Here is a 16,173-nt window from a genome sequence, read left to right as displayed (position 1 = left end):
TTTCAAACTTTTAGCTTGGCCCCCGGCAATTCATTGCGTATAAATGGGGCACTGCTCGATAGGTTTCTTGCCTGTATGAAACCTGCCTCAATAACTTAACGCCCGCCTTGTGCGGGCGTTTTTTTTGGTCGCATCGCGTGTCTCAGGCAGGGACGAGCGGGCGCGGACCGCGCCGGGCGAGGATCGCGAGGACAATGCCGATATTGAGCATGTTCCAGGCCACGCCGTTCCAGATCGCAAGCGCGTAGCTGCCGCTCAGGTCATAAAGCCAGCCGCCGATCCAGCCGCCAAGCGCCATGCCGAGAATGGTCACGCTGAGAACGATTCCGACCCTGCCACCGGCTTCGCGGGGCGGCAGGTATTCGCGGATGATGATCGCGTAGGCCGGGACGATTCCACCCTGGCTGAGGCCGAAGATCAGCGCGATGAGGTAGAGCGGTGTGAGGCCGCCGTCGATCAGGAAGAGGCAAAGCGCCAGCATCTGAAGCGTCGAGCCGATGAGCAGTGTGACGAGCCCGCCGAACCGGTCGGCCAGTGCGCCCGAGACAAGCCGCGAGACGACCCCGCCTGCCAGCATCAGGCTGAGCATCCCGGCCCCCGCCTCGGCGCCGAAGCCCCGGTCGACGCAGAGGGCGACGATATGGACCTGTGGCATGGACATCGCCACGCAGCAACCGATCCCCGCAATCGCCAGAAGCACGGTCAGTGCGCGGGGTGAGAGACCCGTGGCCTGGGCATTCGCCGCAGCATCGGCGGTGGCAAGCGCGTCGGTGGCACTGTCGATCCGGGGCCGGAGCAGGAAGGCCCCGGGGATGACGGTCGCGAGAATGGCAATCGCCAGCATCAGGTAGGCGCCGCGCCAGTCGCTGACGCTCATGACCCAGATGATGGCCGGCGGCCAGACGACGCCCGAGAGATAGTTGCCGCTGGCGGCCAGCGCGACGGCGATACCCCTCCGCCGGCGGAACCATTGCGAGACATCCGCGATGAGCGGGCCGAAGGTGGCCGAGGCGCCGAGGCCAAGCACGAGGTGCATCAGGGTCACGACGATCCATGCCTCGGACAGGGCCGCAGCCGCGAAGCCGAGCCCCGAGGCAAGCCCGGCCGCGACCAGAACCGGCACGATCCCGAAGCGGTCCACCGCGCGCCCGAAGACCACGTTGCCCAGCGCGAAGCCCAGCATGGCCAGGATATAGGGCCATGTCGCGTCGGCCCGGCCGGTGCCGAAATCGGCCTGCATGTCGGGCAGCACCACCACAACCGCCCACATGCCGATATTGCCCGCGACGGCGATGGCGAGCGAAATCGCGAGCCGTGTCCAAGCATAGGCACTGTCATGTTGGGTGGCGCTCATGGGCGGACGCTATGTCAGGCGGGCGCGGTCGGGAAGCGAAATCGCCTACGTCCGGGGCCGCGCCTGGCCCGCCGCGGAGGCCATGAGTATTTGTGAACAGAAGAAGCGAAAATTTGACTCAAACTGTCTTTCTTCTTGGGAAAATACTCACGGCGGAATGGTGTCATCCGCGACCGGTCCGTGGTGAGAGAAGGGGTCAAAAGAAAAAGGCGGCCACCGGGCCGCCCTTTCCGTCGCATCTGGTTGCGCTGGCTCAGATGAGCTTGCCCATGGCGACCGCGGTATCGGACATGCGGTTCGAGAAGCCCCATTCGTTGTCGTACCAGGTCAGGATACGGACCATGTTGCCGTCCATGACCTTGGTCTGGTCCATGTGGAAGATCGACGAATGCGGGTCGTGGTTGAAGTCCTGGCTGACCAGCTTTTCGTCCGTGTAGCCCAGGATGCCCTTGAGCGGGCCGTCGGCGGCTTCGCGGATTGCGGCGTTCACCTCGTCCACCGTGGTGGCGCGGCTGGCCTCGAAGACGAGGTCCACGACCGAAACGTTGGGCGTCGGCACCCGGATCGCGACGCCGTCGAGCTTGCCGTTCAGCTCCGGCAGGACGAGGCCCACGGCCTTGGCCGCACCGGTCGAGGTCGGGATCATCGACATCGCGGCGGCACGGGCGCGGTAAAGATCCTTGTGCATCGTGTCCAGCGTCGGCTGGTCGCCGGTATAGCTGTGGATCGTGGTCATGAAGCCTTTGGTGATGCCGATCGTATCGTTCAGCACCTTGGCCACCGGGCTGAGGCAGTTGGTGGTGCAAGAGGCGTTCGAGACGACGATATCGTCCGAGGTCAGCTGATCATGGTTGACGCCGTAGACGATGGTCTTGTCGGCATCGGTGCCGGGCGCCGAAATCAGAACCCGGCTCGAGCCGTTGTCGAGATGCGCCTGGCATTTCTCCTTGGAGGTGAAGATGCCGGTGCATTCCATCACGATATCCACATCCGACCAGGGCAGGTCGGCGGGGTTGCGGATCGCCGTCACGCGGATCGGGCCGCGGCCCACATCGATCGTGTCCTCGGTCGTGGTCACGGTGGCCGGGAAGCGGCCATGCACGCTGTCGTAGCGCAGAAGATGCGCGTTGGTCTCGACGGGGCCGAGATCGTTGATCGCGATGACCTCGATATCGGTGCGGCCCGACTCGATGATGGCGCGCAGCACGTTGCGGCCGATGCGTCCGAATCCGTTGATGGCGACTTTGACTGCCAAAGGTCTTCTCCTCAGGTTGCGACCGCTAGCGCCAGAAGGCGAGGAGCCGGACCAGTTCCAGGAATTTGCGCCCCCAGAAAATGTGCCATTCAAGGCCAAGGGCGAAGTTCAGCGCCAGAAGCACCGCCAGGAAAAGAGCCAGACCGAAAGCGATCCTGTTTGTCATCGCGCGCCTTATGACAAAAGCGGCGGGCGGTTGAAAGGGGGAACGTCTTCGGGCTCACGGGAAAATGTCATGCGCTAACATCTGCCGCGCGGATGTGCCGCCAGCCGCCCATGCGGGCGCGGAACCAGCTCCGCTGCCGCTTGGCGTATTGCCGGGTCAGAAGCGTTGCGCGCTGCGCCGCCTCTTCGAGAGACATCTGGCCCCGGATATGGGCCACCAGTTCTGCGGCGCCAATCGCCTTTGCCGAAGGCTGGTTCGGGTCGAAGGTGTCGGCATTGGCGCGCGCCTCGTCGAGCGCGCCCGTCCGGATCATCTGGGCGAAGCGTGCCTCGATCCGGGGCGTCAGCCAGTCCTTGGGCGCGTCGAGAAGGATGGCCTCGGCCCGGTCGAGCGGCAGAAGAGGCGGGCCTGTTTCGTCCTGCCAGGTCGCCAGACCGCGCCCGGTGGTCTGCAGTACCTCCCAGGCGCGCTGGATTCGCATCGGGTTCTGCCGGTCGATGCGCGCAGCAGTTTCGGCGTCGATCTCTTCGAGAAGCGTATCCGCCCCATCGGCGGCGATCCGCTGCATCGCCTCGGCCCGCACTGGCTGCGGCGTTTCGGGGATGTCGGCCAGCCCCTCGGTCAGTGCGGTGAAATAGAGCCCCGTGCCGCCCACGATCACCGGGGGCGGCCCGTCGAGAAACGGGGCCAGATCGCGAAGCCACTGGCCGACGGAATAGGGTTCCTTGCCCGGCACGTGGCCATAGAGCGCATGGTGGTGGCGTGCCTCGTCCTCGGGGCCGGGCCGCGCGGTCAGGACACGCCAGTCGGAGAAGACCTGCAGCGCGTCGGCATTCACGATGGGACCGCCCGTGCGCTCGGCCAGCGCGAAGGCGAGCGCGGATTTCCCGCTGGCCGTGGGGCCCGCCAGAAGGACGGGGCGCGACGGATCGAGCGCGTCGAGCAGGCGGGGAATGTCTGTTGTCTCGGTCAATGGTTGCTTCCGCGTTGAACCCGCCGCCGTTTTCCGACATTTTTCGCCCGCGTGCAAAACCCCGATTGAAAGGCTCCCCCCGCGATGACCGACGATGGCCCGAAACCTTCCTACGAGCGTGTGCTTCTGAAGATCTCTGGCGAGGCCCTGATGGGAGACCAGGGGTTCGGCCTGCATCCGCCCACCGTCTCGCGGATCGCGCAGGAGGTGAAGTCTGTGCATGATCTGGGCGTCGAGATCTGCATGGTGATCGGCGGCGGAAACATCTTCCGGGGGCTTCAGGGCTCGGCACAGGGCATGGAGCGGACGACGGCGGACTACATGGGGATGCTCGCCACCGTCATGAACGCGCTCGCCATGCAGTCGGCGCTTGAGGGGCTGGGCATCCACACCCGCGTCATCTCGGCCATCCGCATGGACGAGGTGGCCGAACCCTATATCCGGCGCCGCGCGGTCCGGCACCTGGAAAAGAAACGGGTCTGCATCTTTGCCGCCGGCACGGGCAACCCGTATTTCACGACGGACACGGCCGCGACGCTGCGCGCCTCGGAAATGTCCTGCGAGGCGATCTTCAAGGGCACCAAGGTGGACGGGGTCTATGACAAGGACCCTAACAAGTACGCCGATGCCAAGCGCTACGAGCATGTGACCTATGACGAGGTGCTGGCCAAGCATCTGGGCGTGATGGACGCGAGCGCCATCGCGCTGGCCCGCGACAACAAGCTGCCGATCATCGTTTTCTCGCTGGACGAGCCGGGCGGTTTCCGGGGCATCCTGTCGGGGCAGGGCACCTATACAAAGGTCGAGGACTGAGCGGGCGCTGCTGAAACGCTGCACATCGCGCGGGGGCTTCGGTCTATACAAGGCTTGAGGTTCACGGCTATAGACAACAAAACCGGCGGAAGGCCGCAAGAGAAACGGGTTGGAACAGGCATGGCAGACGATTTCGAGATCGACCTCGACGATATCGAACGGCGGATGGACGGCGCGCTGGCGTCGCTTCGCCAGGAATTCCTGACGCTGAGAACCGGGCGCGCCTCGGCCTCGATGCTGGAGCCCGTGATGGTCGATGCCTATGGCTCGCCCACCCCGATCAACCAGGTGGGCACGGTGAACGTGCCCGAGCCGCGGATGATCACGGTCAATGTCTGGGACAAGTCGATGACCTCGAAGGTCGAGAAGGCGCTGCGCGAGAGCGGCCTCGGCATCAACCCGGTGGTGGACGGCACCATCATCCGTCTTCCGATCCCCGAATTGAACGAAGAGCGACGTCGCGAGTTGACCAAGGTCGCCGGGCAATATGCCGAGAACGCCCGCGTGGCGATCCGCAACGTCCGCCGCGACGGGATGGACCAGATCAAGAAGGCCAAGGCTCAGGGCATGTCCGAAGACGACCAGAAGTTCTGGGAAGGCGCGGTGCAGGAGCAGACAGACAAGGCGATCGCGAAAATCGACGCGGCGCTGGAAAGTAAGCAAGAAGAAATAATGCAGGTGTAAAGACACCGTGCGGGGTGGGGCGCTGACAAAGGAGACCCCGATTGGGCAGTAAATCCAAGGATAGACCGTCGCCGGAACATGTGGCGATCATCATGGACGGTAACGGCCGTTGGGCTCAGGCGCGCGGCAAGCCGCGTCTCTTCGGTCATCACGCGGGCGCGCGGCGCGTGCGCGAAATTGTCGAGGCGTGCCCCGATCTGGGCGTCAAATACCTGACGATCTTTGCGTTTTCGACCGAGAACTGGAAACGGACCCAGGTCGAGGTCTCGGGTCTGATGAAGCTTTTCAAGCGTTATCTCATGAGCGAGACGCGCGAACTGGTCGAGGCCGGTGTCCGCGTCCGGTTCATCGGCGACCGGATGAAGCTGGACGATACGCTCGTGGCACTTATGGACGAGCTCGAGCTTCTGACCTGCGACAACGATCTCGTGCATCTGACCGTGGCGCTGAACTATGGCGGCCGGGACGAGGTGACGCGCGCGGCCAAGCGGCTCTGCCGCGAGGTGGCTGCAGGCGTGGTCGACCCCGAGACGGTGGATGCCGAAATGCTGGCGCGCCACCTGGACACCTATGTCCTTCCCGATCCCGACCTGGTCATCCGCACCAGCGGCGAGGCGCGGATCTCGAACTTCCTGCTCTGGCAGTCGGCCTATTCGGAATACGAATTCGTCGACACGCTCTGGCCGGACTTCACGCGCGAGGAATTCGCGCGCGTGCTCCACAGCTATTCCCATCGTGAACGCCGCTTCGGGGCCGTGCCTGGATGACAGCGGCGACGGGTGGGGGGAAATGGGCCGATCTGGGGCCGCGCCTGATCTCCGGCGGGGTCGCGGCGGCGGTGGGCCTCTGGGTCATGTGGCTGGGGGGCATTCCGTTCCACATCCTCATCGCGCTGGTGACCGGCATCATGGTCTGGGAACTGGTGCGGATGATCGGCGCGCCGTCCAAGGCGGTGCCGCTTGGCATATTTGCGGGTCTCGTGATGTTCGCGGCGGTCGAGCTGCCGGACGGCTTCGCGCTGCCGCTTCTGATGCTGCCTGCCGTCCTTGGGGTCAGTCAGCTTTCCGAGAACCGATTCACCTATACGATCTATACCGCCGCGATCACCGTCGCGGGCTTCGGCCTGGTGGCGCTCCGCGACGATTTCGGCTTCGGCTGGATGGCGTGGTTGGCGCTGGTGGTGATCGTGACCGACATTCTCGGCTATTTCGCAGGCCGCTTCATCGGCGGGCCGAAATTCTGGCCCAAGGTCAGCCCCAAGAAGACATGGTCCGGCACGGTCGCCGGCTGGATCGGCGCGGCGATGGTCGGCGCATTCTACGTCTGGCAGGGCGAGGCAGGGGCGGAGCTGATTGGTATTTCCATCGCCGTCTCCATGGCCGGCCAGATCGGTGACGTGGCCGAAAGCGCGCTCAAGCGGCGCATGGGGGTCAAGGATTCTTCCTCGATCATTCCGGGCCATGGCGGCATGTTCGACCGGTTCGACGCCATGCTGGGCGCGTCGCTGTTCCTGTTGGTGATCGAGGCGGTCGTCGACTTTCCCCCGGTGGCGGTGCCGCTGTGACGCGACGGGTGACGATCTTCGGATCGACCGGGTCAATCGGCTGCAACACCGTCGACCTGATTTGCCGCGACCCCGACGCCTATGACGTCGTCGCCCTGACCGGCGGGCGGAACATCGCGAAACTGGCCGAACAGGCGCGCGCCCTTGGCGCCGAGATCGCGGTGACCTCCGAGGAAAGCCTGCTGGGAGAGTTGTCCGAGGCGCTGGCGGGCTCAGGCATAGAGGTTGCGGCGGGCCGCGCCGCGCTGGTCGAGGCCGCAGACCGCCCCGCCGACTGGACCATGAGTGCCATCGTAGGCGCGGCGGGGCTTGAGCCGGGGCTCAGGGCGCTCTCCCACGGCGCGACGCTGGCGCTCGCCAACAAGGAAAGCCTTGTCACGGCTGGCGCTCTGCTGATGGGCACGGCGGAAGAGCATGGCGCGACGGTTCTGCCCGTCGACAGCGAGCATTCGGCCGTCTTTCAGGCGTTGGTGGGCGAGGATATGGGCGCCGTCGAGCGGATCGTCATCACCGCCTCGGGCGGCGCTTTCCGCGACTGGCCGGTCGAGGATCTGGCCCGCGCCACGCTGGCCGAGGCGTCGTCGCATCCGAACTGGGACATGGGCCAACGGATCACCATCGACAGCGCGAGCCTCTTCAACAAGGCGATGGAGCTAATTGAAACTCATGAGTTTTTCGGTTTGGCGCCGGACCGGATCGAAGCGATCATCCACCCCGAAAGCCTGGTTCACGCGCTGGTTGGATTCAACGACGGCGCGCTGATGGCCCATGTCGGCCCGCCGGATATGCGCCACGCGATCGGCTATGCGCTACACTGGCCCGAGCGGCGCGACCTGCCGGTGGAGCGGCTGGATCTCGCCAAAATCGGGCAGCTGACCTTCCGCGCGCCGGATGAGGCGCGCTATCCCGCACTTGGCCTTGCGCGGTGGGTGATGGAGGAGGGCGGTCTGGCCGGAGCGGTCTTCACCGCCGCCAAGGAAAGCGCGCTCGACGGGTTCATCGCGGGCCGGATCGGCTTTCTCGATATGGCCGCCGTTGTCGCGGATGTGATCGAAAAGATGTCAGGCGATGGTCTAGGAAAGGCCGCGATTACCCTTGATACCGTGGCCGAGGCGGACCAAATGGCCAGAGAGCACGCGGTCCGCGCGATGGACAGACGACAAGCCTGAGGGGCCCTATGGAACTTGCTGGACTGATCCCCACATTCGGCAACGTGGCATTCACGCTGATCGCCTTCGTGGTGGCGCTGTCGATCATCGTGGCGGTTCACGAGTACGGCCATTACATCGTCGGGCGCTGGTCGGGCATCAAGGCGGATGTGTTTTCCATCGGGTTCGGGCCGGTTCTGGCCTCGAAGGTCGACAAGCACGGCACCCGCTGGCAGATCGCGGCGCTGCCTTTTGGCGGATATGTCAAGTTCCGGGGCGACGCCGACGCGGCCTCGGGCAAGGACGTCGACGCGATGGCGGCGCTCGCCCCTCAGGACAGGCGCGAAACCATGCATGGCGCGCCTCTCTGGGCGCGGACGGCGACGGTTGCGGCCGGTCCCGTCTTCAACTTCATCCTGTCGTTGATCGTCTTCGCGGCGCTGATGATGGTGCGCGGCGTGGCGACGGACCCGCTGACCGTGGCCGATATCCGCGACGTGCCGGGCGGGCCGGGCGGCCTGACCTCGGGCGACGTGATCCTTGCCATCGACGGCGAGGCGCTGCCCTCTACCTCGGAATTCGCGAGCTTTGCAGGCGCGCTGGAACCCAGCCCGCGCCTCGTCTACACCGTTCGCCGCGACGGCGGGGTCACCGATGTGGAAGGCCCCTGGCTCAATCCGCCCATCGCCACCGGTATCGTTCCTGGCTCGGCGGCGGAAGAAGCGGGGCTCTTGAAGGGCGACGTCATCACGGCGGTGGAAGGCGAGGAGATCTTCGACTTCACCCAGCTTCAGGGCGCGATCCGTGGCTCGGACGGGGCCGAGGTCAGACTCGATGTCTGGCGCGACGGCGAGGCGCTGGTCAAGACGATGACGCCCCGGCGGCAGGACATGCCCTTGCCCGATGGTGGGTTCGAGACCCATTACATGATCGGGATGAACGGCGGCATGGTGATCGAACCGGCGACCGAGACGCCCGGTCTGGGTCAGGCGATCACAGGCGCGGCAAACCAGATCGTCTTCATCATCCGCTCCAGCATCTCGGGCCTTTATCACATGATCGCGGGCCAGATCTCGACCTGCAACCTGTCGGGACCCGTGGGCATTGCCGAGACCTCGGGTCAGGCGGCGAGCCAGGGCTGGATCAGCTTCATCTGGTTCATCGCGGTCCTGTCCACGGCGGTGGGTCTGCTGAACCTGTTCCCGATCCCCGTGCTCGACGGCGGGCATCTTGTCTTCTACGCGTGGGAGGCCGTCACGGGCCGCCCGCCGAGCGATGCCGCCCTCCGCTACCTGATGGCGGGCGGGCTGACGCTGATGCTGGCGCTGATGGCCTTCGCGGTGGCGAACGACCTCTTCTGCCCCTGAGGCTGGCGACGGCAACCGTCACCGAAGGGTCGCGGACCTGCCCCAATCCCGCCATATTCCGAAAATATTCCTTGGGTGAGACAAACAAGGGATCGGACCGATGCAGATTCTTCAGACAGGGTACCGCGGGCTTGAACTTCTGGTCGAGCTGAACCTCGACCGGCTGGCGTCGATCCTTGCGCTGTCGGGCGCTCTGTTCCTGGCGGCCTATATCGGCCACATCTGATCCCGCACACCCCCTCGTGTACTGACCGAAGCCGTCCCGCCGGGGCGGCTTCGTGCTTTTGACAGACCCCGGAAATGTGAGTACTGACCAAGGAAAGCAATTCAAAGCGGGCGGGCGACAATGGCAGGGGTGAGAACGGTCCTTTTCGGAGCGCTTCTGGGGGCGGCGATGCTGCTTCAGGGGCAGGTCGCGGCGGCGCAGACGCGGGTGAATGCGATTGCTGTCGAGGGCAACCAGCGCATCCCCGATTCCACCGTCATCTCGCTGACCGGCATCGCGCCCGGCGAAGTGGTCAGCGACGGTCAGATCAACGACGCCATTCAGGCGGTCATGGCGTCCGGTCTTTTCGAGATGGCCAGCGCCCGGCCCACCGGATCGGGCCTTGTCATCAACGTCGTCGAGCGCCCGACCATCAACCGCATCAATATCGAGGGCAACCGCCGTCTGGATGACGAGCGGCTGCTGGAGCTTGTCGGCTCGCAGCCGCGCCGCGTCTATTCGCCCGCACAGGCCGAGACCGACGCCGCCGCCATTGTCGGTGCCTATGAGGCGGCCGCGCGTCTGTCGGCCACGGTCCAGCCAAGGATCATCCGCCGGAGCGACAACCGCGTTGACCTTGTCTTCGAGGTGACCGAGGGCCGCGTGGTGGAAAACGAGGCCATCAACTTCGTCGGCAACCGCGCCTTTTCGGACCGGCGGCTGCGCCGGGTGATCGACACGAAACAGGCGGGCATCCTGCGCTCGCTCATTCAGCGCGATACCTTCGTGGCCGAGCGCATCGCCTTCGACCGGCAGCTTCTGACCGATTTCTACCGCAGCCGCGGCTATGTGGATTTTCAGGTGCTGGACGTCACCTCCGAACTCAGCCGCGAGCGTGACGCGACCTTCATCACCTTCACCGTCCGCGAGGGGCAGCGCTTTGCCGTGGGCGACGTGACGGTGTCGTCCGAATTCCCGGACACCGATCTCGACGCTTACCGCCGCGCGGTCCGGCTGCGGTCGGGCGAGACCTGGAACCCAACCCGGATCGAGGAACAGATCGCCCGGCTGGAACGGCTGGCGCTGCAGCAGGGCTTCGACTTTCTCCGGGCCGAGCCGCGCGTCACGCGGAACCCGCGCGATCTGACCCTCGATGTGGAATTCGCTCTGGTCCGGGGACCCCGTGTCTTCGTTGAGCGGATTGATATCGAGGGCAACCAGACCACGCTCGACCGGGTGATCCGGCGCCAGTTCGACACGGTCGAGGGCGACCCGTTCAACCCGCGCGAGATCCGGAACGGCGCCGAGCGCATCCGCGCCCTCGGCTTCTTCTCGTCGGCGGACGTGAACACCCGCGAAGGTTCGGCCCCAGATCAGGTCATCGTGGACGTGGATGTCGAAGAGCAACCCACGGGCAACCTGTCTCTCGGCGGCTCGTATTCGACCGACAGCGGTTTCGGTGTCGCTGTCGGCTTCAGCGAGCGGAACTTCCTCGGGCGCGGTCAGTCGATCTCGGTCGATATACAGACGGCCGACGAGAACAGCCGGACCGAGCTGTCCTTTGCGGAACCGGCCTTTCTTGGCCGCGATCTGACCTTTGGGATCAGCCTGAGCGTTGTGACGACCGACTTCGATTCGGCCGCGTTCCAGACCCGGAACACGAGCCTGTCGCCCTACCTGAGCTTCCCCATGACCGAAAACGGAAGGTTGCGGGTCTATTACGAGCTGGCAGAGGAAGAGATCTTCGACGTCGACCCGGCCGCGTCCCCGATCATCGCCAATGACGAGGGCAAGGCGCTGAAGAGCGCGCTTGGCTATTCCTACACGCTGGACCTTCTCAGGGGCGGCCTGAACCCGAACCGGGGCGTGCGGCTGACCTTCGCGCAGGAATTCGCGGGGCTGGGCGGCGATATCGACTATATCAAGACGACCACGCGCGCCGTGGCCGAACGCGACGTGCTGAACGAAGAGGTGACGCTTCGCGCGATCTTCGAGGGCGGCGTGATCGAGGCGCTGAACGATCAGACCGTGCGCGTGGGCGACCGTTTCTTCCTTGGCTCGCGTCAGTTGCGCGGCTTCGCCTCGCGCGGGGCCGGTCCGCGCGACACGGCCGCGGGCATCTCCGATGTGCTGGGCGGGAACAAATACGTCTCGGCCCGCTTCGAAGCGGACTTTCCCCTGGGCCTGCCCGAGGAATACGGGATCTCGGGTGGGGTCTTCGCCGACTTCGCGTCTGTCTGGGATCTGGACGATACGACCGGCGCCGCAAGCCAACAGGTGGATGACGGGTTCGAGCTGCGGTCGTCGGTCGGGGTCTCGATCTTCTGGACGACGCCCATCGGACCCTTGCGCCTGAACTTCGCCAAACCCATCGAGAAGAACCCGCTCGACGAGGAAAACACCTTCGACATCACTATCTCGACGCAGTTCTGATGCGGTCGCTTATTGCCAGTTTTCTGCTTGTCGTTGCCGGCCTTGCGGGGCCGGCAGCGGCGCAGGACCCTGCGCTCAGCCTGCCGCCGCCGGTTCTGACCATCGACCAGGACCGGCTCTTCGCGGAAACGCGGCCTGGCACGGAGATCTCGGACGAGCTGGAGGCGCGGGTGAACGCGCTGGCCGAGGAAAACCAGATGATCGAGGCCGAGCTGACAGCCGCCGAGCGCGACCTGACCGAACGCCGCCCGAGCCTGCCGCCGGAGGAGTTCCGCGATCTGGCCGACGCCTTCGACGCCCGCGTCCAGCGCATCCGCGCCGAGCAGGACCAGAAGGCGCGCGAGATCACACAGGCGAGCGAGGCCGCGCGGCAGGAGTTCTTCAACGATGTGGCGGGCATAATCAGCGATATCGTTCGCGAGAAGGGCGCACTGATCGTGATCGACCGGCGCGACGTGTTTCTCTCGGCGGATCGGATCGACATCACGGAAGAAGCTATTCAGCGGATCAACGCCGCGCGGGATCAATAGCGTCCGCGGCGCTTTGGCGGGATGCCGGTTTGCCAGCAAGACGGAAACCCATTAGGCAATTGTAAGAGCAAGAACAAAGGACGCGATGCCCATGAGTGACGGCCTGAAAAGCGCAGACATCGACCTGATCCAGCGGATCATCCCGCACCGTTATCCCTTCCTTCTGGTCGACCGGGTGGTCGAGATCGAAGGCACGGCCTCGGGCGTGGGGATCAAGAACGTCACCATGAACGAACCGCAGTTCACCGGGCATTTCCCGGGGATGCCGGTCTTTCCGGGCGTCTACATGGTCGAGGCCATGGCGCAGACGGCGGCGGTGATCGCGGGCGTGGGCATGGATCTGGCCGACAAGAAGTTCGGCGTCTATTTCATGGCCATCGACAGCGCCAAGTTTCGCCGCAAGGTGGGGCCGGGCGATCAGCTTCGGATGCATGTCGAGACGATCCGGGGCGGCGGCAAGGTCTGGAAGTTCCGTGGCAAGGCAACCGTCGAGGGCGAGGTCGCCTGCGAGTGCGAGTTCACCGCCATGATGGACGTGCCCAAGTGAGCGTCGATCCCGGCGCGCGCGTTCACCCCTCGGCCGTTGTCGAGCACGGGGCCGAGATCGCCGCGGGCGCGGTCGTGGGGCCGTTCTCGGTCATTGGTGCGCGGGTGCGCCTTGGACCGGGTGTCGAGGTCAAGAGCCACGCTGTGGTCACCGGCGACACCGAGGTGGGCGACGAGACGGTCATCTTCCCCGGCGCCTGCATCGGAGAGATCCCGCAGGACCTAAAGTTCAAGGGCGAGGCGACGCGGCTGGTCATCGGCAAGCGGAACCGCATCCGTGAAGGCGTCACGATGAACACCGGCACCGAGGGTGGCGGCGGTCTGACCAAGGTCGGCGACGACTGCCTGTTCATGACGGGCGCGCATGTGGCCCATGACGCCATCGTGGGCGACCGGGTTATCGTGGCCAATCAGGGGGCCATCGCGGGCCATTGCGTGATCGAGGATGACGTGATCATCGGCGGCCTCTCCGGCATCCACCAGTGGGTGCGGATCGGGCGCGGCGCGATCATCGGCGCGGTGACGATGGTGACGAATGACGTGATCCCCTACGGCCTCGTGCAGGGGCCGCGCGGCGAGCTGGACGGTCTCAACCTCGTGGGGCTGAAGCGGCGCGGTGTGGCACGGTCCGACATTACGGCGCTGCGCGCGGCGTTCCAGATGCTGGCGCAGGGCGAGGGCGCGTTTCAGGATCGTGCGCGGCGTTTGGGCGAAGAGACCGAAAGCGACTATGTCCGCGAGATCGTGGATTTCATCCTGTCCGCCTCGGACCGCCATTTCCTGACGCCGGGGCGCTGACATGCTGGCGCTGATCGCGGGCGGCGGCGCGCTGCCGGGACTGGTCTATCGGGCGCTTGAGACGCCGCCCTATGTCGCGGCGCTGGAAGGGTTTCCGCCGACGGACATCCCGCATCACGAGACCTTCCGGATCGAAACGCTCGGCTCGTTTATCAAGGGTCTGGTAGAGCGTGGAGTGGCCCGCGTCTGTCTGGCCGGTGCGGTGGAGCGCCCGCCGCTCGATCCGTCACGTGTCGATGCGGCGACGATGCCGCTGGTGCCGCGCATGATGGCCGCGCTGCAGGAGGGGGACGACGCGGCGCTGCGCGTGCTTCTGTCCTTTTTCGAGGAGGCCGGGATCGAGGTTGTCGCGGCTCATGAGATCGTGCCCGATCTGTTGCTGACGCCGGGCGTGCCGACCGCAGAGCAGCCGGATGACGCAGCCCGCAAGGACGCCGTCCGCGCGCGTGAGGTCGTGGCCGCGATGGGCGCGGCGGATGTGGGACAGGCCTGCATCGTCTGCAAGGGGCAGGTCATCGCGGTCGAGACGGTGATGGGCACCGACTGGATGGTGAATGCGGTGGCGTTTTTCCGCGCGGTCGAGCCCTATACCGCCATGACCAACACCACGCTCCGCTTCGTGCCGGGTGGCGCGGCTTTCGCCAAGGCGTTCAGCGACAAGACCGGAATACCCCTGGCCGATGCCATGGGCATCCCCGAGCCGATCCGCCGGGGCGGCGTTCTGTTCAAGGCGCCGAAACCGGGGCAGGACATGCGCGTCGACGTGCCGACCATCGGCCCCGAGACGGTCAAGGCGGCGGTTGCGGCCGGTCTCGACGGGATCGTGATCGAGGCCGGGCATGTCATGGTCATCGACCGCGATGCGACGATCTCGGCTGCGGACAAGGCAGGGGTGTTCCTCTGGGTCTGGCAGCCGTGAAGCTCTACCTGCTTGCGGGCGAGCCTTCGGGCGACAAGCTTGGGGGCGCGCTTATGGCGGGGCTGAAAGCGCTTCTGCCTGATGTGGAATTCGCCGGCGTCGGCGGCCCGTTGATGGAGGCCGAGGGGCTTTCGAGCCTTTTCCCCATGGACGAATTGTCGGTCATGGGCATCGCCGAGGTTCTGCCGAAATATCCCGAGTTAAAGCGGCGGCTCAATCAGACCGCAGACGACGTGATCGCGAAGGCGCCGGACGCGCTCATCACCATCGACAGCCCGGATTTCTCGCTCCGCCTTGCGCGGCTGGTGAAGGAACGCTCGGATATCCGCACCGTGCATTACGTCGCCCCGTCGGTCTGGGCATGGCGTGCGGGGCGCGCGGCGAAGATGGCGAAATCCATCGACCATGTGCTGGCGCTTCTGCCTTTCGAGCCGCCCTATATGGAGGCCGAGGGGATGCGCTGCGATTTCGTGGGCCATCCCATCGTGGCCGAGCCGGTGGCGAGCATGGCCGAGGCCGACGCGTTCCGGAAGGGCAAGGGCATAGGCGACGCACCGATGCTGGTGGTGTTGCCGGGCTCGCGCCGGGCCGAGGTGGGGCGGCTTGCGCCCATCTTCGGTGAGGCGCTGCGCGTCGTGTTGGGGCAGGTGCCGAAAGCGCGCGTGGTGGTGCCCGCCGCGCGTCCGGTGGCGTCTGCCGTCATAGAAGCGGTGGCGACATGGCCCGGTGCGCCCATCGTGCTCGACCCCAGGGGTGACCCTCAGGCCGACCGGATGAAGCGCGCCGCCTTCCGCGCCGCCGACGCCGCGCTGGCGGCCTCCGGCACCGTATCGCTGGAGCTCGCCGCCTCCGAGACGCCGATGGTCGTGGCCTATGACATGAACTGGCTCTCGTGGCAGATCATGTCGCGCATGGCCAAGGTGGACACGGTCACGCTGGTCAATCTGGTAACCGGTCGGAAGGCCATCCCCGAATTTCTCGGCCCCGCCTGCCAGCCGAAACCGGTAGGCGAGGCGCTGGCGACGCTGATGACCGACGACCGCCAGCGGGCGTTTCAGCACGCGGCCATGTCCGAAACGATGACCGCGCTCGGGCGGGGCGGAGAGGCGCCGGGGCTGCGCGCCGCGCGGGCGGTGCTGGACGGGCTGGGGCGCTAGGGCCCGGGCGCCTGCCACTATGGTGTACCGAGACCTTCTGTCATTACTGGCCCGAAAATATCCCGGGGGAGGCACCGAAGGTGCCGGGGGCAGAGCCCCCGGACCGGCGTTTCATCTCGCCTGACGCTGGGGCACCGGTTTCCTTGAAGGAAACCGGCAGGGGGCTCTGCCCCCCTTGGCCTCCGGCCAATTCACCCCGGGATATTTCCGGGCCGATAATATGCAGGTCCGCGCCTGTCGCCGGTAGGGTGGAGCGGTGCG

The 16,173-nt window shown here is 65.8% G+C and carries 17 protein-coding genes; 13 read left to right on the top strand and 4 right to left on the bottom strand.

What is annotated here, in order from left to right:
- Positions 1 to 142: 142 nt before the first annotated feature.
- From GQ651_RS05110 to miaA, 4 genes are all read right to left on the bottom strand, one after another.
- Complete coding sequence (locus GQ651_RS05110; RefSeq protein WP_160763107.1) at positions 143 to 1,354, bottom strand: MFS transporter; 1,212 nt, start codon at positions 1,352 to 1,354, stop codon at positions 143 to 145.
- Positions 1,355 to 1,607: 253 nt separating this feature from the next.
- Positions 1,608 to 2,609 (bottom strand): type I glyceraldehyde-3-phosphate dehydrogenase, encoded by a 1,002-nt coding sequence (gene gap, locus GQ651_RS05105; RefSeq protein ID WP_160763106.1) that lies wholly within the window; start codon positions 2,607 to 2,609, stop codon positions 1,608 to 1,610.
- Positions 2,610 to 2,634: 25 nt separating this feature from the next.
- Positions 2,635 to 2,775 (bottom strand): hypothetical protein, encoded by a 141-nt coding sequence (locus GQ651_RS05100; protein ID WP_160763105.1) that lies wholly within the window; start codon positions 2,773 to 2,775, stop codon positions 2,635 to 2,637.
- Positions 2,776 to 2,842: 67 nt separating this feature from the next.
- The gene (gene miaA / locus GQ651_RS05095; RefSeq protein WP_227257962.1) at positions 2,843 to 3,748 is read right to left on the bottom strand and encodes a tRNA (adenosine(37)-N6)-dimethylallyltransferase MiaA; all 906 of its coding nucleotides are present in this window, start codon (positions 3,746 to 3,748) and stop codon (positions 2,843 to 2,845) included.
- Positions 3,749 to 3,832: 84 nt separating this feature from the next.
- Here miaA and pyrH point away from each other — a divergent pair, with 84 nt between their 5' ends.
- From pyrH to lpxB, 13 genes are all read left to right on the top strand, one after another.
- Positions 3,833 to 4,561, top strand: coding sequence for a UMP kinase (pyrH, locus tag GQ651_RS05090; protein WP_160763103.1), 729 nt, complete (start codon positions 3,833 to 3,835; stop codon positions 4,559 to 4,561).
- 120 nt (positions 4,562 to 4,681) lie between these two features.
- Complete coding sequence (gene frr / locus GQ651_RS05085) at positions 4,682 to 5,245, top strand: ribosome recycling factor (RefSeq protein ID WP_160763102.1); 564 nt, start codon at positions 4,682 to 4,684, stop codon at positions 5,243 to 5,245.
- A 41-nt stretch (positions 5,246 to 5,286) separates the two neighbouring features.
- On the top strand, positions 5,287 to 6,012 hold the full coding sequence (gene uppS / locus GQ651_RS05080; protein ID WP_227257961.1) for a polyprenyl diphosphate synthase: 726 nt from the start codon (positions 5,287 to 5,289) through the stop codon (positions 6,010 to 6,012).
- Positions 6,009 to 6,809 (top strand): phosphatidate cytidylyltransferase, encoded by an 801-nt coding sequence (locus GQ651_RS05075; RefSeq protein WP_160763101.1) that lies wholly within the window; start codon positions 6,009 to 6,011, stop codon positions 6,807 to 6,809. The genes uppS and GQ651_RS05075 overlap by 4 nt, the downstream gene beginning before the upstream one ends.
- Positions 6,806 to 7,978 carry a 1-deoxy-D-xylulose-5-phosphate reductoisomerase gene (gene dxr / locus GQ651_RS05070; RefSeq protein WP_160763100.1) on the top strand — a complete coding sequence of 391 codons (1,173 nt, stop codon included), beginning with the start codon at positions 6,806 to 6,808 and terminating at the stop codon, positions 7,976 to 7,978. Before GQ651_RS05075 ends, dxr begins: the two co-directional genes overlap by 4 nt.
- An 8-nt stretch (positions 7,979 to 7,986) precedes the next feature.
- A complete protein-coding gene (rseP, locus tag GQ651_RS05065; protein WP_160763099.1) occupies positions 7,987 to 9,324 on the top strand; it encodes an RIP metalloprotease RseP in 1,338 nt (445 codons plus the stop codon).
- 100 nt (positions 9,325 to 9,424) lie between these two features.
- On the top strand, positions 9,425 to 9,550 hold the full coding sequence (locus GQ651_RS18885) for a hypothetical protein (RefSeq protein WP_264464683.1): 126 nt from the start codon (positions 9,425 to 9,427) through the stop codon (positions 9,548 to 9,550).
- 120 nt (positions 9,551 to 9,670) lie between these two features.
- Positions 9,671 to 11,962, top strand: a complete 2,292-nt coding sequence (gene bamA / locus GQ651_RS05060; protein ID WP_227257960.1) for an outer membrane protein assembly factor BamA — start codon at positions 9,671 to 9,673, stop codon at positions 11,960 to 11,962.
- Entirely contained in the window at positions 11,962 to 12,492 is a 531-nt protein-coding gene (locus tag GQ651_RS05055; RefSeq protein WP_160763098.1) for an OmpH family outer membrane protein, read from the top strand. The genes bamA and GQ651_RS05055 overlap by 1 nt, the downstream gene beginning before the upstream one ends.
- Before the next feature lie 91 nt (positions 12,493 to 12,583).
- Positions 12,584 to 13,039 carry a 3-hydroxyacyl-ACP dehydratase FabZ gene (gene fabZ / locus GQ651_RS05050; protein WP_160763097.1) on the top strand — a complete coding sequence of 152 codons (456 nt, stop codon included), beginning with the start codon at positions 12,584 to 12,586 and terminating at the stop codon, positions 13,037 to 13,039.
- Positions 13,036 to 13,836: an acyl-ACP--UDP-N-acetylglucosamine O-acyltransferase gene (gene lpxA / locus GQ651_RS05045; RefSeq protein ID WP_160763096.1), complete on the top strand. Its 801-nt coding sequence runs from the start codon at positions 13,036 to 13,038 to the stop codon at positions 13,834 to 13,836. The genes fabZ and lpxA overlap by 4 nt, the downstream gene beginning before the upstream one ends.
- A 1-nt stretch (position 13,837) precedes the next feature.
- The gene (locus GQ651_RS05040) at positions 13,838 to 14,755 is read left to right on the top strand and encodes an LpxI family protein (protein ID WP_160763095.1); all 918 of its coding nucleotides are present in this window, start codon (positions 13,838 to 13,840) and stop codon (positions 14,753 to 14,755) included.
- A complete protein-coding gene (gene lpxB / locus GQ651_RS05035; RefSeq protein WP_160763094.1) occupies positions 14,752 to 15,912 on the top strand; it encodes a lipid-A-disaccharide synthase in 1,161 nt (386 codons plus the stop codon). The genes GQ651_RS05040 and lpxB overlap by 4 nt, the downstream gene beginning before the upstream one ends.
- Positions 15,913 to 16,173: the final 261 nt, after the last annotated feature.

This window comes from Kangsaoukella pontilimi (assembly GCF_009830125.1).
GTDB lineage: Bacteria > Pseudomonadota > Alphaproteobacteria > Rhodobacterales > Rhodobacteraceae > Kangsaoukella > Kangsaoukella pontilimi.
Note: the sequence above shows the minus strand (reverse complement) of the source record. Positions and strands in the feature narration are given on the sequence as shown.

What these genes read in the sequence shown, in the direction of transcription:
- GQ651_RS05110 (WP_160763107.1), bottom strand. Translation starts at nt 1,354, where the DNA reads ATGAGCGCCACCCAACATGACAGTGCCTATGCTTGGACACGGCTCGCG.
- GQ651_RS05100 (WP_160763105.1), bottom strand. Translation starts at nt 2,775, where the DNA reads ATGACAAACAGGATCGCTTTCGGTCTGGCTCTTTTCCTGGCGGTGCTT.
- pyrH (WP_160763103.1), top strand. Translation starts at nt 3,833, where the DNA reads ATGACCGACGATGGCCCGAAACCTTCCTACGAGCGTGTGCTTCTGAAG.
- frr (WP_160763102.1), top strand. Translation starts at nt 4,682, where the DNA reads ATGGCAGACGATTTCGAGATCGACCTCGACGATATCGAACGGCGGATG.
- GQ651_RS05075 (WP_160763101.1), top strand. Translation starts at nt 6,009, where the DNA reads ATGACAGCGGCGACGGGTGGGGGGAAATGGGCCGATCTGGGGCCGCGC.
- rseP (WP_160763099.1), top strand. Translation starts at nt 7,987, where the DNA reads ATGGAACTTGCTGGACTGATCCCCACATTCGGCAACGTGGCATTCACG.
- GQ651_RS18885 (WP_264464683.1), top strand. Translation starts at nt 9,425, where the DNA reads ATGCAGATTCTTCAGACAGGGTACCGCGGGCTTGAACTTCTGGTCGAG.
- bamA (WP_227257960.1), top strand. Translation starts at nt 9,671, where the DNA reads ATGGCAGGGGTGAGAACGGTCCTTTTCGGAGCGCTTCTGGGGGCGGCG.
- GQ651_RS05055 (WP_160763098.1), top strand. Translation starts at nt 11,962, where the DNA reads ATGCGGTCGCTTATTGCCAGTTTTCTGCTTGTCGTTGCCGGCCTTGCG.
- fabZ (WP_160763097.1), top strand. Translation starts at nt 12,584, where the DNA reads ATGAGTGACGGCCTGAAAAGCGCAGACATCGACCTGATCCAGCGGATC.
- GQ651_RS05040 (WP_160763095.1), top strand. Translation starts at nt 13,838, where the DNA reads ATGCTGGCGCTGATCGCGGGCGGCGGCGCGCTGCCGGGACTGGTCTAT.